The organism is Luteibacter mycovicinus (genome assembly GCF_000745235.1).
GTDB lineage: Bacteria > Pseudomonadota > Gammaproteobacteria > Xanthomonadales > Rhodanobacteraceae > Luteibacter > Luteibacter mycovicinus.
The window spans coordinates 3,134,700-3,161,349 of sequence record NZ_JQNL01000001.1 but is presented as its reverse complement, the minus strand read 5'-3'; the positions used below and the strand labels follow the sequence as shown (position 1 = coordinate 3,161,349).

The 26,650-nt window shown below is 63.0% G+C and carries 22 protein-coding genes and 1 pseudogene; 7 read left to right on the top strand and 16 right to left on the bottom strand.

Features of this window, described 5'->3' with window-relative positions; translation table 11 throughout:
- The first annotated feature begins 5 nt into the window (after nt 1-5).
- Nucleotides 6-1,541: a hypothetical protein gene (locus FA85_RS13835; RefSeq protein ID WP_036115902.1), complete on the top strand. Its 1,536-nt coding sequence runs from the start codon at nt 6-8 to the stop codon at nt 1,539-1,541.
- 372 nt (nt 1,542-1,913) lie between these two features.
- Here the strand turns inward: FA85_RS13835 and FA85_RS21945 are convergent.
- The 3 genes and pseudogenes from FA85_RS21945 to FA85_RS13815 all read right to left on the bottom strand — a co-directional run bounded on the left by FA85_RS21945 (nt 1,914) and on the right by FA85_RS13815 (nt 5,856).
- A pseudogene (locus FA85_RS21945) lies at nt 1,914-2,928 on the bottom strand (IS3 family transposase).
- A gap of 227 nt (nt 2,929-3,155) precedes the next feature.
- Nucleotides 3,156-4,439, bottom strand: coding sequence for a M35 family metallo-endopeptidase (locus FA85_RS13820; RefSeq protein WP_036115906.1), 1,284 nt, complete (start codon nt 4,437-4,439; stop codon nt 3,156-3,158).
- A gap of 535 nt (nt 4,440-4,974) precedes the next feature.
- Nucleotides 4,975-5,856, bottom strand: coding sequence for an NmrA family NAD(P)-binding protein (locus FA85_RS13815; RefSeq protein ID WP_036115908.1), 882 nt, complete (start codon nt 5,854-5,856; stop codon nt 4,975-4,977).
- A 118-nt stretch (nt 5,857-5,974) separates the two neighbouring features.
- Between FA85_RS13815 and FA85_RS13810 the strand changes: the two genes are divergently transcribed.
- A complete protein-coding gene (locus FA85_RS13810) occupies nt 5,975-6,382 on the top strand; it encodes a winged helix-turn-helix transcriptional regulator (protein WP_036115910.1) in 408 nt (135 codons plus the stop codon).
- A gap of 26 nt (nt 6,383-6,408) precedes the next feature.
- Here FA85_RS13810 and FA85_RS13805 read toward each other — a convergent pair whose 3' ends face one another.
- Together FA85_RS13805 and FA85_RS13800 are read right to left on the bottom strand one after the other, a co-directional pair.
- Nucleotides 6,409-6,705 carry a hypothetical protein gene (locus FA85_RS13805; RefSeq protein WP_036115913.1) on the bottom strand — a complete coding sequence of 99 codons (297 nt, stop codon included), beginning with the start codon at nt 6,703-6,705 and terminating at the stop codon, nt 6,409-6,411.
- Nucleotides 6,706-6,734: 29 nt separating this feature from the next.
- Complete coding sequence (locus FA85_RS13800; RefSeq protein ID WP_051943962.1) at nt 6,735-7,115, bottom strand: hypothetical protein; 381 nt, start codon at nt 7,113-7,115, stop codon at nt 6,735-6,737.
- Between the two features lie 429 nt (nt 7,116-7,544).
- Between FA85_RS13800 and FA85_RS13795 the strand changes: the two genes are divergently transcribed.
- Nucleotides 7,545-8,504, top strand: coding sequence for a YVTN family beta-propeller repeat protein (locus FA85_RS13795; protein ID WP_051943964.1), 960 nt, complete (start codon nt 7,545-7,547; stop codon nt 8,502-8,504).
- Between the two features lie 40 nt (nt 8,505-8,544).
- Here the strand turns inward: FA85_RS13795 and FA85_RS13790 are convergent, their stop codons facing one another.
- The 4 genes from FA85_RS13790 to FA85_RS13775 form a co-directional block, all read right to left on the bottom strand.
- Nucleotides 8,545-8,931, bottom strand: coding sequence for a VOC family protein (locus FA85_RS13790; protein WP_036115916.1), 387 nt, complete (start codon nt 8,929-8,931; stop codon nt 8,545-8,547).
- A 212-nt stretch (nt 8,932-9,143) separates the two neighbouring features.
- On the bottom strand, nt 9,144-9,479 hold the full coding sequence (locus tag FA85_RS21015; protein ID WP_051943965.1) for a J domain-containing protein: 336 nt from the start codon (nt 9,477-9,479) through the stop codon (nt 9,144-9,146).
- Entirely contained in the window at nt 9,476-10,189 is a 714-nt protein-coding gene (locus tag FA85_RS13780; protein ID WP_036115918.1) for a hypothetical protein, read from the bottom strand. Before FA85_RS13780 ends, FA85_RS21015 begins: the two co-directional genes overlap by 4 nt.
- 5 nt (nt 10,190-10,194) lie before the next feature.
- Nucleotides 10,195-11,031, bottom strand: coding sequence for a DUF2167 domain-containing protein (locus FA85_RS13775; protein WP_036115919.1), 837 nt, complete (start codon nt 11,029-11,031; stop codon nt 10,195-10,197).
- 367 nt (nt 11,032-11,398) lie between these two features.
- Between FA85_RS13775 and FA85_RS13770 the strand changes: the two genes are divergently transcribed.
- Nucleotides 11,399-12,223 (top strand): hypothetical protein, encoded by an 825-nt coding sequence (locus tag FA85_RS13770; protein WP_036115920.1) that lies wholly within the window; start codon nt 11,399-11,401, stop codon nt 12,221-12,223.
- Nucleotides 12,224-12,296: 73 nt separating this feature from the next.
- The gene (locus FA85_RS13765; RefSeq protein ID WP_036115922.1) at nt 12,297-12,815 is read left to right on the top strand and encodes a hypothetical protein; all 519 of its coding nucleotides are present in this window, start codon (nt 12,297-12,299) and stop codon (nt 12,813-12,815) included.
- On the opposite strand, the gene FA85_RS13760 is transcribed toward FA85_RS13765, so the two are convergent.
- From FA85_RS13760 to xth, 5 genes are all read right to left on the bottom strand, one after another.
- Nucleotides 12,816-13,649, bottom strand: a complete 834-nt coding sequence (locus FA85_RS13760) for a methyltransferase domain-containing protein (RefSeq protein WP_051943969.1) — start codon at nt 13,647-13,649, stop codon at nt 12,816-12,818.
- Nucleotides 13,646-16,693, bottom strand: coding sequence for a sensor histidine kinase (locus tag FA85_RS13755; RefSeq protein ID WP_036115923.1), 3,048 nt, complete (start codon nt 16,691-16,693; stop codon nt 13,646-13,648). The genes FA85_RS13760 and FA85_RS13755 overlap by 4 nt, the downstream gene beginning before the upstream one ends.
- Before the next feature lie 81 nt (nt 16,694-16,774).
- Nucleotides 16,775-17,632, bottom strand: coding sequence for an alpha/beta hydrolase (locus FA85_RS13750; RefSeq protein ID WP_051943971.1), 858 nt, complete (start codon nt 17,630-17,632; stop codon nt 16,775-16,777).
- Nucleotides 17,629-19,791, bottom strand: coding sequence for a hybrid sensor histidine kinase/response regulator (locus FA85_RS13745; RefSeq protein ID WP_051943973.1), 2,163 nt, complete (start codon nt 19,789-19,791; stop codon nt 17,629-17,631). The genes FA85_RS13750 and FA85_RS13745 overlap by 4 nt, the downstream gene beginning before the upstream one ends.
- A gap of 110 nt (nt 19,792-19,901) precedes the next feature.
- Complete coding sequence (gene xth / locus FA85_RS13740) at nt 19,902-20,807, bottom strand: exodeoxyribonuclease III (protein ID WP_036115924.1); 906 nt, start codon at nt 20,805-20,807, stop codon at nt 19,902-19,904.
- A 493-nt stretch (nt 20,808-21,300) separates the two neighbouring features.
- On the opposite strand from xth, the gene FA85_RS13735 reads away from it, so the two are divergent.
- The gene (locus tag FA85_RS13735) at nt 21,301-24,327 is read left to right on the top strand and encodes a TonB-dependent receptor (protein ID WP_036115926.1); all 3,027 of its coding nucleotides are present in this window, start codon (nt 21,301-21,303) and stop codon (nt 24,325-24,327) included.
- 98 nt (nt 24,328-24,425) lie between these two features.
- On the opposite strand, the gene FA85_RS13730 is transcribed toward FA85_RS13735, so the two are convergent.
- Nucleotides 24,426-24,818 carry a hypothetical protein gene (locus FA85_RS13730; RefSeq protein ID WP_051974353.1) on the bottom strand — a complete coding sequence of 131 codons (393 nt, stop codon included), beginning with the start codon at nt 24,816-24,818 and terminating at the stop codon, nt 24,426-24,428.
- A 256-nt stretch (nt 24,819-25,074) separates the two neighbouring features.
- Between FA85_RS13730 and FA85_RS13725 the strand changes: the two genes are divergently transcribed.
- Nucleotides 25,075-25,851, top strand: a complete 777-nt coding sequence (locus FA85_RS13725; protein WP_036115929.1) for a ferredoxin--NADP reductase — start codon at nt 25,075-25,077, stop codon at nt 25,849-25,851.
- 70 nt (nt 25,852-25,921) lie between these two features.
- Here FA85_RS13725 and FA85_RS13720 read toward each other — a convergent pair whose 3' ends face one another.
- Entirely contained in the window at nt 25,922-26,584 is a 663-nt protein-coding gene (locus tag FA85_RS13720; protein WP_197056546.1) for a protein kinase family protein, read from the bottom strand.
- Nucleotides 26,585-26,650: the final 66 nt, after the last annotated feature.

Below are 26,650 nucleotides of genomic sequence, written 5' to 3'. Positions count from 1 at the left end.
ACGCTATGAACGATGCAAAAAAGCTGGAAAAGCTGCGCGAGATAATTGTCGAAAATCTTCGAGTGCAGACGGGCACCGAATCCGACTACATTGCCGTGGGCAGTGCGATGCAGGACGCCCGCATGAAGCAAAATCACACCATATTCGCGCGGCGCGGGTGCGGAAAGACTTTGCTCCTGCACAGCTCGGCACGAAACCTTCCTGACGGATACGTGGCCATCTACCTGAACTGCGAGGATTTCAAACGCCACTCCTTCCCTAATGTGCTAATCGAAATTTTGGTCTCGATATTCCGCGAGTTGGAGCGAAACCTCACTGCTTGGTTCGGCCCCAAGCGACGCGCAAGGGAAACGGTGCGACAGATCATCCACAGGCTGGGCGAACTGCGCGTCGCCGCAGATATTCACGATGAAGATGTCAGGCGAAAGCGAACCGAGGAATTCGCTTCCGAACTCGGCGGCCATATTGGCGCAGGACCCGCAAAGGTCGACGCCGCGCTTAAAGGCAAGGAGGTTGACGAGGTAGAACGTTCATTTAAGGTGCATCGCGAGAAGTTGGAGCTGCTAGATCGCTGGCTGCCTGATCTCAAACAGATGGTCCGCCAAGTGTTCGATCTGTCTAGCAAAGTTAAGACGCTGCTGATCCAGATAGACGATCTCTACCACTTGAAGCGCGCGGATCAGGCTTTTGTGGTGGATTACATCCATCGTCTATGCAAGGACCTGCCGCTTTACTTTAAGATTGCGACACTCCGCCATGCGTCAACTCTTTATCTCGATCGCGACGGTCAGCCTATTGGCGCTCAAGAGCGGCACGATTATCAGCCCATAAATATTGACTACACCTTTGACGATTTTAGCAAGACGTCTAAGCAAAACCTCGCAATCCTGGAGCACTTTGGTTCACGAATTAAAATGAGCAAGGCCGAGATCAGCGGCCTGTTTAAAGGGGAAGGATTCGAACGCTTAGTTATGGCGGGAGGCGGCGTTCCTCGCGACGTCTTGTCGCTTTTCTTGGAACTACTGAATGCTGTAGTTGTTGAAGGCAAAGCAAAAATAGGCAAGGACGAGGTACGTCAACTTTCCCGAACGAATTTTGAACAGAAGATTCAAGAGTTAAAGCAAGATAGCAAGGATGATGAGCAGGACGAACTAATTAAGGGCATATACGTGATCCGTCACTTCTGCCTAGAAAAACGCAGTAACATTTTTCTCATTGAAGAACGGCAGCTTCAGCAGCGTGACTCGTGGCGTGCGCTCGTATACCGCCTGTTGGACTACAGGATTATTCACAGCTGTGCGACAGCGCTCACGCACAAATCTACCAACGGCAATTATCACGCTTTTGCGGTAGACCTGGGCTGTTATGCGCACATGCGCAAGTTGGAGGGGCGCTTCAGTGAGATTGATGTCTCAGATAAGAACGCGAAAGACCTCATGCGATCCGCTCCCATATTGGAGTACGGCACACTGGAAAAGCTGCTCGCGGCCGTGCCGGCAAATGCCGAAGCCCTTCTTCTCTCGCACGACGAGGCAGCATAACGGTCCTCAGCTGCATCAAACTGCATCGCTCAAACTAGTTTGAGCGATGCCGGCGTCCGTTGGCGCGCTTAGGGTCCGGACACGCATCAGCCGCATCAAAAACGGAGAGGGAAGCGCGCAGGCGAGGAGGGGGGACTACCGCGCGCTGCGAGGTGCAGACCGCCTCCCCGGACTGGCCTCCGCGCCCCGGCGATCGACCAGCCCAGCGCCTGTGCCACTGCGCACCGGTCGCGGCCTCCCGCCTCCCCTGCCCGGCCCTATTGCTCAGGTCCGAGTCGCGCACACGACCACAGAGCACTTCTGACGGGAAGGCCTCTCTGGCGCTTGCGACGTCCCCCCGCCTTGAGTAGCGGTCCGATCTTGAGTTCAGGATTAATGTAACTGTTTCGCGTAAGCGGCGGGAGTCAACCCGCCGAGTGCCTTCTTGGGTCGCTCTTCGTTGTATTCCCGTCGCCATTTTTCGATCTCGGTTCGGGCATGCAGCAGGCTGGGAAAGCAGTGTTCGTTGAGGCATTCATCGCGAAGCCGTCCATTGAATGATTCGATGTAGGCGTTCTGATTCGGCTTGCCGGGCTCGATCAGGCGCAGCTGTACGCCGCGTTCGTGTGCCCATGCGACCATGGCCTTGCCACAGAACTCCTTTCCGTTATCGCTGCGAATGATCTTCGGCAGGCCTCGTGTGACGGCCAGGCGGTCCATGACGCGCGTTACGCCGACGCCTGAGATCGCCCGCTCAATCTCGATGGCGACTGCCTCATGCGTGGCGTCATCGACGATCGTCAGGCACTTCAAGACATGCCCTTCGGCGGTGCGGTCGAAGACGAAATCGATGGACCAAACCTCGTTCGCGGCCGCCGGCCGGAGCAGTGGCTGCCTGTCGGCCGGAGGCACCTTTTTCCGTTTGCGCCGGCGCACCTGCAGGTTCGCCTCCTAGTAAAGGCGCTCGACTCGCTTGTGATTGACCATCTGTCCGGCCTGGCGGAGTTTCAGGTAGATCATGCCGACGCCGTAGCGTTTATGGCGATTCGCCAGTGCGCAGATCATCTCGCGCAGCTCGACATTGGAGTCGGGTCGCGCTTCGTATCGGTAAGCGCTTGCGCTCATGCCAGCGATCGCCAGCGACCGGCGCTCACTCAGCTCCCGGCCGATCAGATAGCGCACCAGCTCGCGCCGGCCGGTGCGCTCACCATTTTTTTCGCAGCGCTTCCTTGATGACCTCATTTTCCAGAAGCTGTTCGGCCAGCAGTTTTTTGAGGCGGCCGTTCTCCGACTCCAGGTCCTTCAGCCGCTTGGCCTCGGGCACGCTCATGCCGCCGAACTTGCTTCGCCACAGGTAGTACGAGGCTTCGCTGAAGCCGTGCTTACGGCATAAGTGCTTGACCGGCATGCCGGCCTCGGCCTCACGCAGGAAACCGATGATCTGTTCTTCGGAAAAACGCTTCTTCACGTCCAATCTCCTTCTCGTGGGGGATTGAACTCGAAACCGGGGCGCTACTCAAATCTGGGCGGACGTCGCTACTTTAGCCCACCCGTTTCATCGAAGACGGCTTTCGTTACTGACCCGATCATGCGACGTCAGCCGCAAATCTGAAGACGTTCATTCTGTGAAATGCGTTACCACCCGGAGACTCCGTAATAGCGCATGACATCCAGTCCGAACTTCTCGTAGCTATCGGCATTGTTCACAGCTTGCGCCGGCTGCGTCTTTGCTAACGACTGATCGAAACTGGCGCCGTAGCCGTAATCCCAGGTTTGGCGCACTTGAGTTGTCCCGCCTCGCCCGTCGGCGATGGCAGACTTGAAATGCGTTAGCTCGTGGTAAAGCGTCAGAGCACGAGAGTCGTCGCCTCCGGTTGCTTTTAGGTTGAAAAAAGCTTCACATAGGAGAATTTGATAATTCCCTCGGGCTTTGGCCGCGACCTCAGGTAGCGTTCCCGCCGGGCACTGACACTCAGTCAAAGGCACGTATGATTGCCCGCCAGTATGCGTACTGCTTGCGTAGAGCGCTGACCGCATCGTAGCGACGACAACACCAGCACGACCAGCATAGTAATTACCGCCCTCTCCGGGCATCTTCCCGTCTCCGTCGTATTCTCCGAACCATTTCACGTAAGAGACAGATGCAGGCTTCGTTGCGTCAAAACCTGTTGTACCGAACATCGAGTTCACGTAGCCGAGTGAATTATTGATTACAGACTTAGCGTCCGAGAAAGCCGCAATAATTGCTGCTGTCTGAGGGACATTGCACGTATGGTTAGGATCATTAATTTCGCCAGCTGCGAGCTGACGAAATTCTAAAAGGGAAGCAGGGACGAACGCTGACGGCTCTGCGCTCGCTACAGCTGGATCAAGCGGAGAAGTGGCGTCGATATTGAGCGGAAGAACATTACTAGTTATGACTCTTATGCGATTTGGATCTACGGAATAGCTCGGCGAATTCTCATCTGGTTCAGTGCCTTCTTCAACAATACCGAGAGGAAGTGAGTATTGAACCGTGAAGTGATTACTGACTTGGGTGTCAAACCTGTAGGAATACCGAAGTTCCACGGTACCGGTAAGCGTCTGATGCGCACCGAGATGCACAAAGCTACTCGCCGGCCTACCGACCACCTTGTCCCAGCTACCGCTGTACTCTTGCTTCTGTCCCTGAAAATCAATGACGTCGAACTGTCTGTTTGGTAAGGGCCCGTGCCAGTCGAATGGCAGTTGGAACTTGCTGATTGTGACAGCCTGGTCACCGTCGTTCCTAATGGTGACGATTATGCTTGTCTTCCCAGTGGCTATCTGATCAGCCGACTGAGAAAGCACCACCGATACGGGCTCGGTCTCGGCCTCGGCGACTAGTGGCGCGATCATGTAAATGAGACCGAAAAAGCGAAAGATCCATCGGCTGTTCACTGGGGGTGCTCCGTCCATGCCTTTTGGGGCGAAGGCGCATATGTAGCAGGGCATCTGATCCGCGTCTGTAAGGTTCGGCCTACATCTGTGGAATTTGTGACTGCGGTCCCGGACAAGGTACCGTCTCGCCGGTTGGCACTCCACCGACGATGGACATGCCAACCGTGCTCCAAATGCCTCGCCCGGCGGCGGTCGCTCAGTACGCTGACTGGGCGAGCGCGCCGTGTCACTTCGAGCCCTCCAGCCTTACCGGCGACCTCCGGCGAATTTACGTGCTACGAAAGTGCAACATGCCCGATTAAAGAGAAAGAAATTGTCCCAAAAATCATGACGATAGATCAACCAACGATCCAGTCCATCATGGGAGCGACGGTGAGGCGGAAGGCTGAGGGATCAATGCGTTGCATACGGCCATTTTAGCAATCGCAGGTGGAGTGCGCTTGCCCGCCAATGTCACATGACGGGCAAACGCCTTCGTGCTTCGGCCGATGCTCCCCGTCGGAGTCATCCGATGATCCTTGCGCTGGCACGCCGCTTAGCTCCGCAGCGCCGCACTTCCTTCGATAAATGCTGCGAGAGACTTGCCCGGTCGACCGATCAGAAACCCCAGATCGCCCGTAACCGTAGCCAGAGTGCCCGACCGCGCGGCCGCTTCGACTGACACGAGCAGTTTGACGATCGCTTGCGGCACGTTGGCGGCGGCAAGGCCCTGCGCGAGATGCTCGTCGGTCACGTTGACGACTTCCAGCGGGCGCCCTGTGGCATCGCGGACCAACGATGCGATCGCATCCACGGAAAGTGCCTCCGATCCCGTCAGCGTGTAGGTCTTACTGCCGGCAGGTGGATTGGCAAGGGCGGCCGCGATGGCCTCGGCCATCTCATCGCGCGCGGCATAGGCCGTTTTCGCCCCTTCGGACGCCGTATACCAGTGCCCGCTCTGCAGAGCGGAAGGAAGTCCCATGAGCAAGTTTTCGTGATACCAGCCGTTCCGGAAAACCAGCGACGGCAATCCCGTTTCGGCGATAGCCTGCTCGGTCAGGGCGTGATCGGGTGCGAAGCTCAGCGGAGATGCCGTCGGATTCGGCAGCGAGGTGTAGGCGATGCGCTGAACACCCGCGACGACAGCTGCCTCTACCGCGTTGCGGTGCTGTCGGAGCCGGCGCCCGTCGGCCGTCAATTCATCGGTCGAAATAATCAGGACTGTATCGGCACCCTTGAAGGTCGAGACAAGCCCCTGCGCATCGTCAAAGTCTGCGCGCTGGACAGCAACGCCACTTTCCGTCAGATGCTGCAGCTTCTCCGGGTTGCGACTTCCCGCCACGATGCGTTCAGCTGCCACGCCGCGTGCCAGCAAATGCTTGATCACCGCGCCGCCCAGGTGCCCGGACGCACCGGTGATGAAGATGGTTTCGGACATGTTCCGCTATTCCTTTCGAGTGATACTCTCTTTTTGAGAGCATCTCTAAGATCGAGGTAGCAGCCGCTTCCGTAAAGGAGGCAGTTTCGCGGCACATAGGCACAAAAGGGTAACCACCATGTCGACAACAGGCACGCTCACCGAACGACTCACTCACGAGCGACTGAAGAACGACGGGAACATCCATAACTGCTCGGTCAGGGATGTCCTGGACGCCGTCAACGGACGGTGGAGCACACTTCTGCTTGTGGCGCTTGCCGAGCGGCCCTACCGGTTCGGCGAGTTACGCCGCCTGGTACCCGACATCTCTCAGCGCATGCTCACGCAGACGCTCCAAGAGCTTCAGCGCGAGGGCTACGTCCATCGTGAGGTGTTCCCCACACGGCCGCCTGCGGTGGAGTACAGCATGACCGACTTGGGAAGGTCGATATTCGAGCCCATCAGCCAGCTGATCGAGTGGGCCGACAAGAATCATGCGGCGGTACGTGACGCGCGACGTTCATTCGACGACGAACATGCGGCGTGATTTGCAACGGTTTGATACCCCGCGCTTTAGCGGCGGCCGGTGGGTCCGGTTAGCGGCGGATCGAGCGCCCAGGCCAGCCCCAACAGTCCGATCTCAGCCGGCACCATCCACAGCAGGATATGGCTAACGGGCGCATCGACCCCGTGATCCATCGCGTTGAAGGGATTGATATAACCCACGGGAAGCACGAAAGCAGCCAGTAAACAAAGGGCAGCAGCAAACCGTCGCGCATACCTGCACATCCCGAACAGGCCGACACGCAGAAGACACAGCGCCGCCGTCAACCATGCAGCTGCCCGGCGGACAAGCTCGATACGAGACATTCGTCCTCCGGGCGGCCGATCAAGCCCTGTTAGTGGATGTAGCCGCTTTCGGCCGGATTCGCTTCGATGCGAATCAGCTTCAGCGAGCCCATCTCACCCATGCCACCGCCGGAGAAGGTCAGCACGCCTTCGCCCTTGTAGTGGAATTCGGTGCGGTAGTTGTCGCTGCCGAAATGGAAAGGAATGAATGCCTTACCCGTCTGGTACGACTTCTGATCGGTCGGCGGTCCGATCAGGTCCATGATCTCTTTCGAGTACATGCCATCGTGGACCTTGGCGAACTTGCTGTCCGGCGCCGGCGTGCCGATGCGTTCGACCGCGTCGTCGGAACGGCCCGCGCTGAGCGAGATCGGGGCGTATACAGCGAGCACGGCGAGCGAAACCATCGCGACGAGTGATTTGAATTTCATGACGAACGACCTCTCCTTGAGTCTTGACAAAGCGACAGACAAAAGGGGAAGACGGCCGTCGGCGACGTGCCTGACCTGTGAGTGGCTCCCCCTTTAGGAAGAACGAAAAAAAGCCCCCTGAGGCCGCTTCGTTCTTCGACGCGATGGTAAGTTGTCGGGGCGGCAAAGGCAAAGATTGGCACGGCAAACGTGCCGTGTAGGATTTCCCCTACAAGCAAACGAGACGTACGTCTCACTCGACGCGTCACCGCCCTGGGACGGACGCTGCGTCTCTCGTACATGGACGGAACGGTACCCCTAGCCGCCCTATGGCGATTTGTCGGCGCCTCGGCTAACGTCGATGCCTGCATGGCCGGGGAGGCCATCCAAGGAGAAGGTTTCGCCACCCGCGCGGGATCACCGAAAGTAATCGTCTACAAGGACTTATCGATGACATTCGCTTCGACCGGCCTGCGCCGTCTGCTTGCCCTCGCCTTGGCCTGCACGGCCTTTCCCGCACTCGCCCGCAACGACAACGTGTACGTCGCCAGTCAATCGTCGGATACGGTTTCCGTGATCGATGCGGTATCCCATACGGTTACCGCCACGATTCCTGTCGGCAAAGCCCCGATCAGCCTCGCCGTCAGCCCGGATGGGTCGACGGTTTACGTCGCCAACGCCAATAGCGACAGCGTAAGCGTCATCGACGCCGCGACCAACACGGTGACCGCGACCATACCCGTCGGAAACACGCCGAACGCGCTCGCGGTCAGCCCCAACGGCGCGGAGCTGTATGTTGCCAACGCGAATGAAAGCAGCGTGTCGATCGTCGACACCTCCACCCACACCACGATGGCGACGGTGGCCGTAGGAAGCCTGCCCCTGACGATTGGCGCCAATGCCAGCGGCACGCGTGTCTACACCGGCAACGTGGGCGACTTTACGGTGTCCGTCATCGACACCGCCACTCACACGGTGACGGAGAACATGCCGGTAACGGCAAGTCCGGACTCTCTGGTCGTTGGTCCGCTGGGAGCACGGGTATACGTCGCCAGCTACAACGAGAACGTCGTATCCGTCATCGATACATTCAAGAATACGGTGACAGGCGTACTGAAGGCCGGTAAAGGCCCCGATGCCGTGGCAACGAGCCCGATCGGCATTCCGCTGTATGTCGCCAACGCGGATGACAACACCGTATCCGTGATCAATCCCGTTACGAAGACCGTCATCAGCACGATACCCGTCGGCACGTCACCCGCGGCGATCGCTTTCAACCGCCGCACGGGTCGTATCTACACCAGCGACTTCGGTTCCGACACCGTCACGGTGATCGACGCACGGACTAACACGGTCATAGCAACCGTTGGCACGGCCCACCATCCCTCGTTCGTGGCGGTTCAGCCGTAAGCCACCGCCGACGCGCATTACCGCCACGAAAATCGTCGAATCAGGCCTCGTGGCCGAGAGGATTTCCGATATTCTGCGCGATCCGCCACAAGACGCCGCTGGGATCGGTCAACGTAAAGTCCCGCATCCGCCACGGGCGATCTGCCGGTGGCTCTGACCGGACGCCGTAGCGACCGACGAGATCCTGCGCCTCCACATGCTGCCACCACGTATCCACATCGGCCACGAGCAAGTGCATCACGAAATTCGTGGCATGTTCCTCGACGTAGAAGCCTTGCAGAAGAAAGCTGCAGTTACCCGCATGGAGATACGCAAGGCCGTCGGATGACGATGCAACGGTGAAACCCAGGTCCCGGTAAAAACGCAGCGATAACTCGAAATCCTTCGCGGGGACGAAGGCCTTGATCTCCACCGTATCCAGCGTCACGACTCAACCTCGGCAGTCAGCGGATAGCTGATGGCCGTCAAAATGCTGCTTGCACCCAGGTAGCGAAGAACCAGCGCGAACCATTGCCGTGGCGTCATAACCTAACCCCTTCCTTATCAGTCATCCGATGTCTATCGACCGAAGATAGCCTAAGCAGGCATCGGACGCCACGCAACCAGGCGCTCGACTCAACCCCGGCTCGCGGTGCGTTTTCAGTCCGGTCGCAACGAGCAACCCAGGTAGTAAGCCGCGTTCAGTTCCTTGGCGCGCTTCTGTGCGATCTCCCGGATCTCATCACCGTGCTGGGTGAACTTGTCCGGGTGGTACTGGATGATCAGGGCCTGGTAGGCCGCATTGATCTCCGCGCGCGTGGCCTCGGGCGACACGCCGAGCACGTCGTACCACGGGCGGCGGGTATCGAGTTGCAAGGGCGGCTTCGTGCCCGTCGCATCCGGCGTATCGTCCCTGGGGGTCGCCATCATCGCGGAGACGAATTTGTAGCCGATCGCCAGGCAGATCCCGACGACGACGATCTCCATCACGTTCATGCCAGAGCGCCTTCGATCTGTTGTAGGTAAGTCTGAAGCTGCTGGTGTCTATCACTGCCCGCCTCTTCGATGTCGAGCTGGCGTTGCAGTCGCGTGCGGATGGCATCGCCGAGACACCCCCGCTCATCGGCGTCCAGCAGCGCATGGGCGACGGCGAAAAGGTCGAACCGCTCGGCGGCACGCGCGCCCTGTTTACGAACGAGGTTGAGCGCGTACGGTGCGCAGAGCAGCGCGTCGGACGCCATGCCCGAGAACGCCTTCCCGGCGAGGCCGGTGATCCTGCGCATGCGCCAGACACGCCACACCGCCGCGCCGATCGCCGCGTACAGGGCGATCATCCAGCCGAGCAGGCCATAGACGTTGCCCGCAAGTACCGCGGGCATCGCGGCGAACAGCAGCGCGACGACAAGCACGGGAAGCGCGGTGGCGGTCACACCGGCTCGCCACGCTCGCAGTCCGTGCAGCGGCGCCGGGTTGCCGGGCTCCTTCTGCGACGACCAGCGCAGACGGAGCAACGCACGTGTCGGTGCAAAAAGGGGGGGCACGTAAACATGCCGCCCCGCCAGTTCGAACTCCGTGCCGACGGAAAACGACCAGCGTCCGTCGCGGCGTTCGAAGAACACCACTTCGTTGTGATAGAGCAGCAGCGTGGCGTCGTAGACATACATGCCCACGACGCCCAGCAAAAGCCACTCCGTGTTCGGCAACATCGCGATCAGGAGCTCTTGCGCGTGAACAGACGCTTGATCGCTCCGCCCACCGCCGCGAAGCCGATGAGGATGAACTTCCACGCCGCCGCCAGGAACGTGCCGATGATGGCGAAGAAGCCCTTCTTGGCGGCGACGGCGGCGACACCGCCGGTGATCAGTGCGGCGAGGCCGTATTCGGCGACGCGGTCACCCGTGTGGAAATCGCTGTACGACTGACCCGGCGCGAATGCGAAGCCGCCCAGCGTGCCCTTGAAGTCGGTCACCGCCTGGTTGAGGACCTGGGGGTCGGACACCAGCACGACGTTCATGACGCCGCTGCGCCCCAGGATGCGCGCGTTGTAGTTCACCACGTCGCTGTGCGATTTATCGCTGCGCGCGAGGAACGACCAGGTCAGCGACTTGAACTGGGTGTCGTACTGCGGCTTGTTCTGCCAGCCCACGAGGGTGAGCGTTTCCCAGCCTCGTGAACGACGCTCCTTGTTGCTCTCCTCGGTGCCCTGCTTCACGGACGCCAGAATGTCGTCGGGATCGAGTTTCTCGTCATCCTTGACGTAGCCGACATCGTCGTAGTCGAAGAACGCGGTCCATTTCATGTCCGTCGGCGCAAGCGTGTACGTGTCCGCTTCGTCCGGCGGATTTTCCATCAGTTCGTTCAGGCGCCTGGTACCCGCGGGATCGAGGAAGGCATAGCCGTCGGGTACATCGAGCGTGGCCTGCGCGCCGAGCTGCACCTTGGTCGGGCCGACTTTCCACGGCAGGTCGGACAATTCGTTGGCGCTGGCAAGCGCGCTGACGAGGGACAGCGCGAGCGCGACTGCCAACTTCCTTGCAAATCCAGTCATGCGGGCTCTCCAGCGAGCTCAGAATGCCGAGGTAAAAGATAGAGGCGGACCACGAGAAGCTCCTTCCGGTGAGCAGGCGCAAGCGCGACGAAACTCGCGCCCCTGGCGCGAATTCATGATTCCAGTGAAAGTCGCGCGAGCCCCCGGCACGACGTGCGAGAGTTTGCGACCAGGGCAACGGGAGCGTCAAGGCGATGTTCCGGCACCGGCCTTTTGCCGGATTCCGACCGTCCTCCGACGTGTGCAGCCAGACGCTCCAGCAAAGTCAACCGGATCAACGGCTTTGCGCATGTGAACGACGGGACGAGCAGCGAAGCCGCGCACCCACTAGAATGCGCCCCCTCGTCTTCACCGCCCTGCCCTCCCCATGCATATCGTCGTCAACGAAGAACTCAAGGCTTACATCGACCCGCTGTCGGCGGACGAATACGAGGCACTGGAGCGCAGCTTGCTCGCCGAGGGTTGCCGCGATGCGCTGGTGCTCTGGGGCGACACGCTGGTGGACGGGCACAACCGCTACGGCATCTGCCGCAAGCACGATATTCCTTTCAACACCGTGCAGAACGAGCGCTTTCAGTCGATCGACGACGTGCACCTGTGGATGATCGAGCAGCACCTGGGCCGGCGCAGCGTGTCCGATTTTCAGCGCGGCGTGCTGGCCCTGCGCAAGCGCGAAATCCTCGCCGAGCGACGCGCACGCATCGAGGCGAACGGCGGTGAAGAGAGGTCCGAGGTGCCCTTCGACACCGAAGGCGCTCAGCCAGCGGCCGCGAAGCCCGCCCGCGTCAACCCGAACGAGAGCCGCAAGGAAATCGCCCGCGAGGCAAGGATCAGCAGCAATCAGGTCGGCATGATCGAGAAGATCCGCAAGGAGGCCGCGCCGGAGGTGGTCGCGGCGGTCAAGTCGGGCACGCTGTCGATCAGCGCCGCCGCGGCGGTCGCCACCTTGCCCGAAGAAGAACAACGCGCGGCCGCGACCGGCGGCGATGCCGAGCTGAAGCAGGCCGCCAAACGGGTGCGCGAGTCGAAGCGCAAGCCGCGCGAGAAACCGAGTGACGACGTGCTGGCCTTGCGCGAACAGATCGCCGACCTGGAAGCGGAAAACCGGAACCTGCGCCGCGAAATCGAGACATTGCGGGTCCGTCTGGGCGAAAGCGTACCCGAGGACGCCGATGAGGCCATGGCGGAGTAAGGTGGATGCAAGGGGCCGGGAACTAGCATGGCCCCTCAGCGATCCAAGGCGTAGTCCCCGGAGTTTGCCCCACATGAAACCGATCGTCGTCCTCGCCACCCTGTTCCTCGCCGCCTCGACCGCGATGGCGCAGGACGCTACGAAGCCGCTGAACCTGCGTTTGCCCGCCGACTACACGCCGGCTCCCGCCAGCAGCGCCCCCGCGCCTGCCCCGGCCGCCGACGCCAGGGTCTCCGCCGATCCCAAGGCCCCCACGGTGGCGCCCAAAAACGGCGGCGAGAACATCGCGGTCACGAAGTCCCGCCCGCTGGATCCTCCCGGTACCTACTACGGCGACACCACTGGCCGTATGGACGGTGTGGAAGCCGACGATGGCACGCCGCGCTGCGACGACGCCACCTACAACAAGCCCCAGGTGCATGGCAGCGTCACCACCGGCGTCGTCAGCGCCAGCCATGGCGGCAGCGGCAACTACCAGGCCGGGGCGGTCAACCTCAGCCAGGCCTTCGGCAGCTGTGAGCATCCCACCGGCGGCGTCAGCATCTCCGTCGGTGCCGGCCAGGGCCACTTCGGCGGCGGCCGCATCCGCTGATCAGACCGAGCGGAACAGCACGATCCGCTCCGCTGCCTCAGGGTCCGGGTCGTCACTGACCAGCCACGGCTGCCGCGCGAACGTACGCGTACACGGGCCCAGAGCCACCACACGCACGGCACGCCGGGCCGCCTCGGCTTCGATCCTGGCGACGACGTCGCGCAGGACGGTGCCGATGAACGGCGTGAACAGATAGAAGACGTCGACGCCGGAAAAATCCGCCTCGCGTGCATCGCCTTCGACGAACCGCACTCCCGTCAGCCCAAGTGACGTCGCCGCACGCGTCGCGACATCGACATAGCCCCCGTCGCGCTCGATGCCGATGCATCGCGCGCCCGTCAGGATGTGTACCAGCAAGGGGACGTGACCCAGTCCCGAGCCAAGATCCAGTACGACGTCGCCTGCCGTGATTCCGCCTCTGGCCAGGCCGTCGACGATATGCCGGGCGGGTGTGGGCTGGTAGAAGACCATCTCGGGCGGCAGCGGCCTGGCATCCGGAAGCGGCTCGTCCAGGGCCAGCACGCCTGCCAGGAGCGCGTCGAGCGGATCGTAATGCTGACCCGAGGGGATTCCGACGTCGAGCCAGGGCGCGAGCGCCTGCCTGCCTTCACCCGCGCGGATTCGTTCGCGCAGCGCGTCGTACAACTGACGATCCACGGCATCGAGCGCGTCGAGGAGACGCACCACCCGACGAGTCAGCGTCGCATCGCGCAGACCGACCTGCCCGAGGTCGAGCCGGTCCGCCGCATCGGCTCTTACGAGGAAGGCATCGGGCCGGTGCCAGTCCGTGCGTTCATCGAGTTCATCGAGGTAGGCCACCAGTCGCTCGTTCAATAATGTCTCTCCGGAAAACGGCGCCACCATCGACGCAGCCAGCTCATGCGCGACGGAAAGGCCCGATCCATCGGCACGCGCACGGCTACTTCGGTACCTCCCTGGAGACAGGCCGCAATGGTGGCGATGCCACCCATCGCATGCGCGCGCTCGCGTATACCGCGCAGCCCCCAGTGACCCGCACGACCGTCGCGGGAAACGGCATCCTCGATGCCGCGTCCGTCGTCGCGCACGTAAAAGAGCAGCATACCGTCATCTTCCTCGAGGACGACGTCGATGCGACTGGCCCCGGCATGCGTCACCGCGTTGTGCACGGCTTCGCGTGCGATGCCGTGCAGTTCGTCGCGCGCCAGCGGATCCAGATCGAGCACGTCGAGCCGCACACTGACGATGACCGGCACCGTGTGATCGGACGCGTACAAGCGCGCCATCGCTTCCAGAACGTCATTCAGCGGCATGTCGTCCGTGCCGTGCGCACGCAGGTCGCGGACGCGGTCACGCGCTTCGACAAGCGCTTCCTCCGCCCGGTCGAGCGCGCCTTCCATCGCCGTGCGTACCGGATCGTCCGGCGCGACACGATTTGCGATCGCCTGGAAGCGCATGGTCAGACCGTGAATGCTCTGTAGCAGCGTGTCGTGTAGTTCGCGCGCGATGCGTTCGCGCTCCGCATGGCGCTCGTCCAGGCGCCCCCGCACGAGCGCCGCGACGCGCCGGCCCCTGAGCAGCAGTGCGATCCAGATGGCGAGGAGCAAGGCGGCGGTACAGACCAGCGCGAACCACAGCGTCTGATAGAACGCCGGCGACACCGTGACCGCAATCGAGGTGCCCTGCTCGTTCCAGACACCGTCCTCGTTGGACGCGGTCACGCGAAACACGTAATGGCCTGGCAGCGGATCGGTGTACACGGCTTCGCGATCCGTACCCGCTTCACGCCAGCGCGTATCCAGACCATCCATCCGGTAGCGGAAGCGCACGCGCTCGGGCATCGACAGGCTGGTCGCGGTATAGGCGATGCGCAGACGCTCGGTGTTCGCCGGAAGCGTGACGCTGGACGATGCCGGCCAGGTTCCCGCATCCGTGGAAATTTCCCGGACCATCACCGGCGGCGCGACCGGGTTGCGCCGTATGGCCGACGGATCGATCGACACGACGCCGCTGGTCGTCGCGAACCACAACCGTCCATCGTCGGCCGCCACCGCGGTGGGCAAGGGACGAAACTGCGCCGGCGTACCTGGCAATCCATCGAGCGAATCGAACAGCATGACCGGCGGACGGTAGCCCGGCTCGTCGAGGGCCTGGCGCATGTCGGCCGAGGCGATCCGCGCGACGCCTTGCGCGGCGTTCATCCAGAAATCCCCGCGACGGTCGCGCACCAGTCCGGACACGCCGCGCAGCGGCTCGCCAGCCGTCGGAATGCTGCGGACGCTGCCGCCGCGAATGGCGGCGATACCCAGCTCGCCGCCCACCCATACGGTGTCGTCGTCGTCCAGCAGCGCGGTGACGTTGCCCACCTGCAGACCATCGGCCGCGCCGATCACCTTGTCCCGGCCCCCGTCGCGGACGATGAGCACGTTGCGCGCGAAACCCATCCACAGCCGCTGCCGGGCGTCACGGAGCAACACCAGCGGCGAGGGGTCGTTGGACACGCTGGGCAGTGTGTCGTGAATCCAGCCCTCGCCCGTGTAGTGGTAGATGCCGGGGCGATTGATCGACAACCAGGCGCCGCCGTGGCCGTCGCCGACGATGGCCTGGACGCCCGTGTAATCGTCCGCGGGGAGCGATGCGAACGGCCGCGGGACGCCATCCACCATATGCCACAGACCGCGCGGTCCACCGAGCCAGGTCGCGTCGCCGTCGCGGGCCGCCGCGGTGATCGCTTCCGGGAAGGCCGTGCCGGTTATGTTGGTCGCGTCGACATGCGTCAGCGGACGGTTCTTCGTGCCTACCCACACGCCATGCCCGGGCGCTGGGACCAGCGCGAAGTCGGTGGCGCCGGGTGACAGCGGCGCGGGAAGCAGGCGTCCACGGCGGAAGCGGTCGAGGCCGCGGCTCCCGCCCATCCAGATGTTGCCCTCGCGATCCTGGATCACCGCGCTGAAATAATCGGAGCTGAGACCGTTACGTTCAACGAAACGCTCGGCCGCCGCGCTGTCCGCTTCGATCGTCTGGCTGGCGAGCCAGTCGATGTGCGGAACGCGACGGATACCTTCGCCGAGCGTCGGCACCCAGAGCGCGCCGTCGCGATCGAACAGGAGGCCCGCCGACGACATGTGCAGCTTCGGTCCTGACAGCGCCGGGTCGCGTCCGCCGTTCCATGCCGGCCGTACGCCATCGTCGGCCTCGGCGACCCAGATGCTGCCGTCGGGGGCCTCGGCGATGCGGTTGATCCGGCCGACCGATCGCGTGGCGACCTCGAAACGCTGAGCACCCGGTGCCAGCCACGCCAGCGCCTGCTCCGTCGCGACCCAGAGGCGACCCGCGCGATCGACCGCGAGGTTACGCGCGCGCACCCCGGGCAGCCCCATGGCGGGACCGATCACCCGCCACCGATTGCCCGCGAGCGTAACCAGCCCGTTGAAGGTCGCCGCCCAGACCCGCCCATCGGGCGTGCTGGCCATCGCGTAGATCGTCGCGGTCGGCAGGCCGGAGCCCGCGGCGTAGTGCGTGGCACGGTCGTGATCGATGAAGCTGGCCACACCGTAACGGAAGCCCACCCACAAGCCGCCTGACGGGGGTGCGTACAAAGAGGCCACACTGGACGCAAGGAAGTCACCGCCTTCGCGTGGGCGGTAGCGTTCGAAGCGCACGCCATCGAACCGGTACAGCCCCGTCTGCGTGCCCAGCCACAGGTAGCCGTCGGCCGTCTGCGCCAGCGCCGTGACCTGTCCGGGCGCACCTTCGCGCACCGTCCAGGCGGTGTGATAGAACTGCTCGATACGACGGTCGCGGCTGTCCCTCGCGACGGCGTCCGAGGTGGGCCACCACCCGACCATGACGCCGAGCAACAGCGATATGCACGCGGCGAGCGCGCGTCCGGAAACCACCCCTGATCACCCCTCTCCGACCCGGTGGCAACGATACCTCTTAAGAGGTACCCGCGTCGCCCGGGCCGGAGGTGAGACGTCTTAGCCGGCGAATCCCAGCTCGCCGACAAAGGCGACGGCGTCGGCCAGCACCCGGGCCGCCGCGGGGGAACGCTGCGGGGAAGCAAGCACGTGCGCCGCGTGATCGTAGGCGATCAGGCGGCGGCCTGGCTCGGGCGAGCCCAGCCAGTCGAACGCCTCGCGCATGGCGGCGACCGACGTCAGCGTGTCATGGTCATCGGCACCGCCGTCCCACACGCCGAACAGGACCGGGCAGACGACATCGCGCAGGTGCCCGGGCTGCATCGTGCCGAGGAAGAGTTCGGCGACGGCGCGGTATCCGTCGGAGTGAATCACGGACGACCAGTACCGCCGTTGAAACGGCGTGCGCTCACCCGGCACGTCCACCGCCCCGCGCAGGAGCACCGCGGCATTGAGTTGTACGGGATCGTAAACGCGGATGCCGGGAGACCAGGCCACCACGCCCGCGATCTGAGACGCGTGTCGCGCGGCGAGGTCGAGCGCCAGCGACGCGCCCATGGAGGTGCCGACGAGCAATACCCGCTCACCGAGTTCCAGACCGATGCGCAGGGCCTCGTCGGCGTCCGCGCGCCAGCGCTCCGCCGAAGCGCCGGCCATCGCGGAGGGCAGATCGCTGCCGTGGTCACTGAGTCGGTTGAGGAACAGATGGGCGCCACACGCCTCGGCGATGGCCCGGTGCGCGGGATCCCCCTCCGCCTGACTGGCGGTGAATCCGTGCAGATAAACCACCGCGAGCGGCAGCCGGCTACGGGGTTTCTGCGGGTGAAACACGATGCGTGCCTCGTTGTCCGGCTTGAGGCCGGGCGTCGAGCGCTCGCGCCCGGCGACGTCCTCGGCCAGTGCCTCCAGATCGTTCACGCGCTGGCGGCCGCCTCGGCGTAACGCCGCTGCACGTCGACGAAACGGTGTACCGACCGGGAGAGCGTGTCCAGCTCTTCGGTGACGCGCTGTACATCCGCACCGGCATCGATCAGCAAGGCAATGTCGCCGCAGACGTGGTCGGCTCCTGGTACCCCCAGATTGCCCAGGACGTTGCGCAATGCATGGATGGCCTCGGAGGCGGCTGCGATATCGTGCGAATGGATCGCCGAGCGAAGGGAAACGCAATGGTCGTCCGCCGTACGCGAGCACAGGTCGACGAAGGCCTTGAAGTCTTCCCGCGTACTGAGCGCGCGCATTTCGTCCAGCGGCGAACTCTCCTGCCGGCCGGTGGGCAGGCCAATGGCGGGATGCCAGTGGCGCGCCGCGTCATCGAGACGACGCTCGTCGGCGATGGACTCGATCACGTCGAGCAGCCGCTGCGCCGCGATCGGCTTGGTAAGGTACGCGCGTGCACCGGCCTTGAATGCGATCCGTACGGCGTCGTGACTGGAGTCCGCGCTCAGCATGACGATAGGCGGCACCGCCTCGGTACGACGCGCCACTTCGATCCGTCCCAGCACATCCCAGCCGGAGCTGCCCGGCATGTGCAGGTCCATGAAGATCAGATCGAACGTCTCGGTCGACAGACGCGCCAGCGCCTCGTCACCGCTGGCACTGAAGGTCGGCACATGCCCCGCACGCTCGAGGATACGACCGACGATCTCGCGGTTGGCCGCGTTATCGTCCACCACCAGGCAGTGCTGGGGGGCGACGCGACCGCGATGCTCGTCGAGCAGGTCGACCAGCGGCGTCTCCGCCACGCTTCGCGAACCGGCGGCCGCGCGGCGCAAGGGAAAACGCCAGACAAAGATGGTGCCGCCCATCGGATTGTCCATCACCTCGAGCGAGCCACTCATCTGCTCGGACACGTTCCGGACGATGTAGAGACCCAGGCCGACGCCTTCCTGGCGCCGGCTCTCGCCACCGCTGAGCTGATGAAAGGGATCGAACACGCGCTGCTTGTCGGCGTCGGCGATGCCGATACCGGTGTCGCTCACCGTACAGGCGATGGTCGGATCATGGCCGCCGACGCCTTCGCGCAACTCGATGCGCACGTCCACCGAGCCGCCGGGCGGCGTGAATTTCACCGCGTTGGAAGCCAGGTTCGACAGCACCTGCTCGATACGGCCCGGGTCGCCGCTGAATACGCCTTCCACCGATGCGTCGCGGGAGACGCTGAAGGTGACACGCTTCTCTGCCGCGTAAGGACGGCACACCGCGCCCACCGTACTCAGGACTTCGTCGAACGCGAACGTCTGGTGGCGCAGGTTGAAACTGCCGCCGGCAAACGACGCTACATCGAGGACGGCGTTCACCCGGTGGAGCAAGGCATTGGCATTGGTCGCCAGCAGCGCGACCAGGCCGCGCTGATCTTCCGACATCACCGAGGTGTCGATCAGAGACGCCGCATGAATGACCGTACTCAGAGGCGTACGCATCTCGTGACTCATCATCGAGATGAACCGGTGCTGCGCTTCACGCGACGCGATCGCCTCGGCGGACACTTCGCGCAAGGCATACATCATCCGGTAAAGCATCACCGGCAACACGATGACCAGAGCCAGTGCGTATAAGGCGTAGGCGGGACGACCCAGCCAGTAGCCATCGGGCGCCACGACCGCGAGGATCGCGACCGAGGCCACTACGCTGGCGGCGAACGCGCGGCGGCTGTACCTCACCCCGACGGCCACGGACAGGAACGGAAGGACGGCCGTCACCGTGATCACCAGCATGAACGCGGCCTTGAGCAGCACGGCCACGATGACGAAATTGGTGACGTTGCCGATAGCGTCGATCACCGGTGTCTCGCGTGGCGCCCCGGCACGGACGAACAGCATCCAGAAGGTGCTGAGGACGAACATCAGGACGGCGACCGGCACGACGTGATGCGATTCGGTGGCCATGGGCACCGGGCCATGCAGCCACGCGGCACTCCAGACGACGACGAACCCGAGGATCACTGCACGCATCAGCGAGACGTGGTACTCGCTGAAGCTGGCCACGATACGGTCGATGCGCGGATTGCGCAGACGCTTCGCGACCTCGCTGAGCATCACTGGCTCGGCGCGTTTACCGCTACCGCCATCGATCTTCATGCCAGCCTGAACCCGCGACTTCCCCCGATAACCTCCTAGTCTATGATCTTGCGCGCCGCTGGCAAGTGCGGGTAGCGCATTCATATTGGTAAATTCGTTTACGTCGGAACTTACGCAGTCTGCCCGGATTTCCTGAGGACGGTCTTTTTTGCGGCGGTCTTTTTCGTGGCCGTCTTTTTCGCGGCCGTCTTTTTCGCGGCCGTCTTTGTTGCCGCCGTCTTTTTCGTCGCCGCTGTCCGGGCCGGCTTGCCCAGTTCGACCCACACCGGCGCGTGATCGCTGGCCTTGGGCAGATCGCGTACCCATCGGTCGACATCGGACTTCTTTAGCCGGGTCGCCAGATCCGGCGACAACAGCAGGTGGTCGATCCGCAGCCCCCGGTTGCGTGGCCAGTGCTGCCGGAAGTAGTCCCAGAAGGTGTAGATGGTTTCGTCCGGATGCATCTGGCGCAGGGCGTCGGTCCAGCCCTGGGCCAGCAGACGCTCGTAAGCATGACGGCTTTCGGGCTGGAGCAAGGCGTCACGTCGCCAGTTTTTGGGGTCGTAGATGTCGCCGTCGGTCGGCACGACGTTGTAGTCGCCGGCCAGTACTACCGGATGACCGGAATCCAGCAATTGCCCGGCGTGCTGGATAAAACGCTCGAACCAGGCCAGCTTGTAATCGAACTTCGGGCCTGGCCACGGATTGCCGTTGGGCAGATAAAGGCAACCGACGAGAACGCCATGGGCCGCCGCTTCGAGGTAGCGGCTCTGGAGGTCCTTTCTGTCGCCCGGCAGGCCGCGGCGGCTCTCCACGGGATCGGTACCCTTCGCGAGGATGGCCACGCCATTCCAGGAGGCCTGCCCGGCCCAGAGGGCACCGTAGCCTGCGTCATGGATCTCCGCGACGGGAAACGCCTTGTCCACCGCCTTGAGTTCCTGCAGGCAGACGATGTCCGGCGCCTCGCGCCCGAGCCACTCCAGCAAGTGCGGAAGCCGGGAGCGGATGCCGTTGACGTTGAAAGTGGCGATCTTCATGACGCAGGACTTTTCCCGACCCGGGGTGGACAGCCGGTGACGGCGGCACGTTGATGCACCTCTGGCCTGCGCGACCTTTGGCACGCCTTTTGCCTCGATCCAAATGTAGACGGTGCGTGAAGGTTTGAGACCTCTGAAAATCCGCGTTTCGAAAAAATTTACACCCCTTGCGGATATGCCATTGGGCACCTTTGCGGCAAGACGTCGCGCCGGCATAAAAGCACCCAAATACCCATAGTTACACTTAATTTTGCTGCGGCGCAGCAAGACGTTTAGACGGCTGGACGGCCATCCGCCCAGACGGTGCGTGCTCTGGACAACCCGAATCGCCTCATGTACACCTTGCGTTAAGTCCATTTGGATCGAGGCAAATGGGCGTGTCGCGACGGAGCGCGGGGAGGGGTCTTTCGGCTCCGTGCAAAGCGACAGGCGGGGGCCTGTCGTTACGGCCCCGTGTTGCCGTCAATTAATGGCATCACTTTCCGGGGAAGGCATGAAGAACCATTTTCTCACTCGCAGGAGCGCACTCGCACTGGCGGTCTGTACCTGCCTGGGTGGCGTTTCGAGCGTTTACGCACAGTCGACGACGGGTAGCATCAACGGCAGCGTGCCCGCAGGCGCCAATGAGACCGTCGTGGTCGAGAGCGGCACCGGCTTCCGTCGCGAAGTTCCGGTGGACGCACGCGGCCGTTATGCCGTTAACCAGATTCCGCTCGGCACGTATACCGTGACCCTCATGCGCGATGGCGCAGCGGTCGATACACGCAAGGACGTGAGCCTGCGCGTGGGTGCGAGCACCGATATCTCGTTCAATGCAGCGAGCGCCGCACCTGCGTCCGATGCGACATCACTCAGCGGCGTCACGGTCACCGGCACAGCCCTTCCGAATATCGACGTCACGTCGGTCGATTCACGTACCGTGATCACATCCGAGCAGCTTGCCAAGCTGCCGTTGGGTCGCAGTGCGGAAGCGATCGCCCGCCTTGCACCTGGCGTGGTCAACAACGGCGGCGGATTCGCGAGCGACACCGGCCGCTCGGTCGCCAGTTTCGGCGGCGCCGCGGCCAATGAAAACGCTTACTACGTCAACGGCTTCAATACGACCGATCCACTCAACGCGGTGGGCGGCTTGCAGTTGCCCTATGGCGCCATCGACCAGCAGGAAGTCTATACCGGCGGCTACAGCGCACAGTACGGGCGTTCCGACGGCGGCGTCATCAGCCAGGTCGGTAAGCGCGGCACGAACGAATGGCACTTTGGTGCTCAGGTCCTTTGGGAGCCCGCCTTTGCTCGCGCAAGCGCTGACGACCTGCACTATGCGCGCGTCCCCGCTACCGCACCCGCGGGCAATCTTTACCAGCCAAAGAGCCAGAATGACCAGTGGACGACCACGGTCAGCGCTTATGCAGGCGGCCCGCTGATCAAGGACAAGCTGTTCTTCTTCGTCGCGGGTGAGTTTGAAAAATCCGGCCGCCGTAACGTGAACGCCGTGGGCAATAACACCCCGGCATCGACCAACGACTATAGATCACCGCGGTGGTACAGCAAGCTCGACTGGAACATCACCGATAGCAACATCCTCGAACTGACCGGCGCGTCCGACAAGCGCGAAGGTTCGGGCACGCGATACAACTACGACTACGCCAATCTTAACCGGACCAGCAAGATCGGTCCCGTCGATAACACGAAGACCGGCGGCGACCTGTATGTCGCCAAGTACACGAGCTACATCACGGACAACCTGACCCTCAGTGCCATGTACGGCCAGATGCGCTCGAAGAACTACGACCAGCCGGGCGACTATGACCCGACGTTGGCCCGGGTCGATAGCTCACAATTCCAGAATCCCGCACTGAACGGCGGCACCGCCATTCGCAATAATCAGGTCGATGACATCAGTCAGCCGGGCCGTAGCAATAAGGCGACGAACTTCCGTTTCGATGTCACCTATACGCTCGGTGACCACACGATTGCTGTCGGCATCGATAACGTCAAGTCGCGGGCAGACGACTTCGGCACGGCTAGCCCGGGTCCTGGATACGCCTGGAACTACGGCCAGCAGGCGGACCCCACGCAGCCGATTTCCGATGCTCCGGGCATCAACTTCGTACCGGGTACGGCCGGTTATGCCAACGGGGCGGGCGGCTACTACGTCAGCCGCAACGTCGTAAACAACCTGGTCAATGTGCGCTCGGATCAGCGGGCTCAATACATCGAGGATAAGTGGCAGGTCACGGACACCGTGCTGCTGTCGCTGGGCGTCCGCAATGACCAGTTTACCGACTACAACCAGTTCGGCCAGGCATTCATCACGCAAACGAAGCCGCAGTGGGCGCCTCGACTCGGCGCATCGTGGGACGTTAATGGAGATGGCAGCTTCAAGGTCTTCGGCAACGCCGGGCGTTACTACCTTGGCCTTCCTCTGAATCCGGCCACTGGCGCCGCCGCAGGCTATACGGCGACACAGCAGTACTACACCTACAGCGGAATCGATGCGACCGGTGCGCCGACGGGCCTGACTCAGATCAGCCAGCCAGTCTCGGCAAACAATTCGTACGGCATCCCACCCGATCCCCGTACGGTTGCGGGCAAGGGCCTGAAGGCTGAGAACCAGGATGAGTACATCCTCGGCTTTGACAAAACCTTCGGCGACCATTGGGTTTACGGTGCCAAGCTGACCAAGCGCGTGCTCAACTCCGCGATCGACGACTTCTGCGATGTCGGCCTCGTTACGGATAAGGCGGCGGCTCTCGGCTATGACATCGCATCGACGAACAGCTGCTACCTGATCAACGGTGGTCATTCCAACACCTTCACACTGATCGATACCGGCGGGAACGCCGTCAAAGTGCCACTCAGCCGCGAAGAAATGGGCTTCCCCGCGTTGAAGCGTCGCTATTACAGCCTCGAACTGTTCACCGAACACAACTTCGACGGTGTCTGGTACGGCAAGTTCGACTACGTGTTCTCACGCAGCTACGGCAATACCGAGGGTCAGGCTCGTACCGACACTCGCCAGGATGGTGCGGCCGGCAGCGTCGACTGGGATAACCGCTATGTCATGGAGAACGCCAACGGCCCGCAGGGCAATGACCATACCCACGTCTTCAAGGCGTATGGCTACTGGCAGTTCGCACCGGAATGGCAGCTGTCGGGCAACGTCCAGGCGATTTCCGGCGCACCGGAAGTCTGCACGGGCTACTACGGCGCGGGGCATACCGATCCGGTGTCCTACGGCAGCTCCTACCGCTATTGCAACGGCGAGCCGTCTCCCCCGGGTAGCCATGGCCGCCTGCCCTGGACGTTCCAGCTCGACCTCGGCGTGACCTACCGTCCGTCGTGGGGCGACCAGAAGCTCGCGTTCTCTGCGAACGTGTTCAATGTCCTAAACCAGCAGCGGGCGACGTTCCGTTATCCGGCAAGCGAAGGCCCGGCCAACACGCTCAATACGATCTACCGCGTACCGCTCTACACGCAGGATCCGCGTTACGGCCGTCTCGCCGTCACTTACGACTTCTAAGAAAGCGTAAACCCAGATCCCTGTGCAACTCTTGCGCCCCTTCCCGGACACCGGCACCTCCCCGGCCGATGTCCGGGGATCGGGCGCTCTTTTTTTGCTCAGCGGGCCTCGCCCGAGGCCGCCACCACCATCTCGATGTAGCCCAGAATCTCGGGAACCGGCAGGTCGAATATGCCCGCGTCGCCGTTGTCATAGGCCTGGCGCCACACGGCGTAGCCGTCTCGCCAGCCTTCATCGGCGTCGGCGGGACCGTCGGTGGTGAGCAGACTGGCGTCCAGCGTGGCGCGGGACACGGCGGCGTGGTTCATCGCCGGCTGCAGGCCGCCGGGTACGCGATGGTTGCGCAGCTTCACGCCGAGGATGGAAACATGGAAAACCTCGCCGTCTTCCGGCTCGTGGTCGATCTTGCGAATCGCTACACGGGAATCTTCCTCGCCGGGACGGGTCCGGTAGGTCCAGGCCTGGCCGGGGGCATAGGCGGGTTTCGTCACGATGGTTTCCTTGGGGCGCCTACAGACTGAGCATCTTAGCGGAAGCTTAAAGGCCAGCGCCCGGCCCCGCCCGAAGCGGCCTGTGGCGGAATGCCGTATCCTTACGTCCATGAGCGCGCAGCCGATGTAGGGTGCGACGCGTCGCGCGAGGCAGCGCGGCCCGGCGGGCCGCTTCCCCAGCCAAGAACCCCCAAGGGCTCCCGCGCACGGCGCGGAGGCTCCGTCCCTTCTTGTCTTTACCGAGGTTCAACGCACCATGGTGGCACTGGCGACCGAGCACGTGATCGACGTGCATCACTGGAACGACACCCTTTTCAGCTTCCGCACCACGCGGGACCCGGGTTTCCGCTTCGAAAGCGGTCACTTCGTGATGATCGGCCTGGAAGTGGACGGGCGGCCGCTGATGCGCGCCTATTCCATCGCCAGCGCGCATTACGAAGAGCATCTGGAGTTCTTCAGCATCAAGGTGCAGGACGGCCCGCTGACCTCACGGCTGCAGCACCTGAAGCCCGGCGATCCGGTCATCGTGAGCCGCAAGCCCACGGGCACGCTGGTGCTGAACGATCTGAAGCCGGGCAAGCGTCTCTACCTGCTGGGCACCGGCACGGGCCTGGCGCCGTTCATGTCGATCATCCGGGATCCGGAGACCTACGAGCGCTTCGACACGATCGTGCTGGCCCACGGCGTGCGTCACGTCAACGACCTGGCCTACTCCGACTACATCGAGAACGAGCTGCCGAAGCACGAGTACCTGGGCGACCTGGTGCGCGAGAAGCTCATCTACTACCCGACGGTGACCCGTGAAGCATTCCGGAACCGGGGACGCATCACCGACGCGATCGCCGACGGTGAGATGGCCCGGACGACCGGCCTGCCGCAGATCAATCCGGCCGAAGACCGCGTGATGCTTTGCGGTAGTCCCTCGATGCTGGAAGACATCTGCGTGTTGCTGGATGGCGAGGGCTTTCAGGCGTCGCCGCGGACGCGGGAGCCGGGGGATTACGTGATCGAGCGGGCGTTTGTGGAGAAGTAACGGAGCGTTTCGAGGAGTGGGGGGGTGCGGCGTCTTCGCTGCGTTGGCTTTTCGCGCGCGGGGCGCGCTCCTACTTGCGTATACGGCCCTGGCCTTCGTTGTCCCAGTAGCCGAAGATGCGGCGGGCGATGAGTTTGTAGAGACGTTTGCCGGTGGCCCGCCACAGGCGTGAATGCGGTGCCGGCTGGGCCAGGATGGCCTGCTGGCGCGCTGACAGGCGGTCCGGGGCATAGGTTCGCTTGTGTTTGAGCAGGTGGCGCAGGTCTTCCCGCGCCAGCAGGCGGAACAGCGAACCACGCCGGCCACGCGTCCAGGCAATCTGGAAATCCACCAGACCGGGCGTGCCGTCCTCGCGCACCAGCCAGTTCGGCTCCTTGGCGAGATCGTTGTGGACGATGCCGCGACGGTGCAGTGCGGCCAGCAGGCGAAGGGCCCGTGTGTAGTAGGCGGGGTCCAGCGGCCGGCCCAGCTGCATCGGCTGTCCCGCCATGTAGCTGCGCTCGAGCATCCGGCCATTCCACGCGAGTAGCCGTGGCACGCCGTCGATACCGTCCAGGCGCAGCAGCGCCCGCGCCTCGCGCGCGGCGGCGCGGCGTGCGAACCAGCGCGCCCACCAGCGTGCGGCAGCGATGTCGCGGCGGATAAGAACGACACCGTCGCGTTCCACGCGCTCGATGCGGCCGAGTTCGTCAGCCTTGAGCAGGGTGACAATTTCCGTCGTTGCGCTATGCACGCCCTTCCTTCGATTCGTTGACGCGCTCTGCGCTGCGCGGCAGCTACGCTAAGATGACGATTCTCG

Bases quoted from the DNA above. Each gene is read 5' to 3' on its own strand.
- FA85_RS13835 (WP_036115902.1), top strand. From the start codon at position 6: ATGAACGATGCAAAAAAGCTGGAAAAGCTGCGCGAGATAATTGTCGAA.
- FA85_RS13815 (WP_036115908.1), bottom strand. From the start codon at position 5,856: ATGTCCGAAACCATCTTCATCACCGGTGCGTCCGGGCACCTGGGCGGC.
- FA85_RS13810 (WP_036115910.1), top strand. From the start codon at position 5,975: ATGTCGACAACAGGCACGCTCACCGAACGACTCACTCACGAGCGACTG.
- FA85_RS13805 (WP_036115913.1), bottom strand. From the start codon at position 6,705: ATGTCTCGTATCGAGCTTGTCCGCCGGGCAGCTGCATGGTTGACGGCG.
- FA85_RS13800 (WP_051943962.1), bottom strand. From the start codon at position 7,115: ATGAAATTCAAATCACTCGTCGCGATGGTTTCGCTCGCCGTGCTCGCT.
- FA85_RS13795 (WP_051943964.1), top strand. From the start codon at position 7,545: ATGACATTCGCTTCGACCGGCCTGCGCCGTCTGCTTGCCCTCGCCTTG.
- FA85_RS21015 (WP_051943965.1), bottom strand. From the start codon at position 9,479: ATGAACGTGATGGAGATCGTCGTCGTCGGGATCTGCCTGGCGATCGGC.
- FA85_RS13780 (WP_036115918.1), bottom strand. From the start codon at position 10,189: ATGTTGCCGAACACGGAGTGGCTTTTGCTGGGCGTCGTGGGCATGTAT.
- FA85_RS13775 (WP_036115919.1), bottom strand. From the start codon at position 11,031: ATGACTGGATTTGCAAGGAAGTTGGCAGTCGCGCTCGCGCTGTCCCTC.
- FA85_RS13770 (WP_036115920.1), top strand. From the start codon at position 11,399: ATGCATATCGTCGTCAACGAAGAACTCAAGGCTTACATCGACCCGCTG.
- FA85_RS13765 (WP_036115922.1), top strand. From the start codon at position 12,297: ATGAAACCGATCGTCGTCCTCGCCACCCTGTTCCTCGCCGCCTCGACC.
- FA85_RS13745 (WP_051943973.1), bottom strand. From the start codon at position 19,791: ATGAAGATCGATGGCGGTAGCGGTAAACGCGCCGAGCCAGTGATGCTC.
- xth (WP_036115924.1), bottom strand. From the start codon at position 20,807: ATGAAGATCGCCACTTTCAACGTCAACGGCATCCGCTCCCGGCTTCCG.
- FA85_RS13735 (WP_036115926.1), top strand. From the start codon at position 21,301: ATGAAGAACCATTTTCTCACTCGCAGGAGCGCACTCGCACTGGCGGTC.
- FA85_RS13725 (WP_036115929.1), top strand. From the start codon at position 25,075: ATGGTGGCACTGGCGACCGAGCACGTGATCGACGTGCATCACTGGAAC.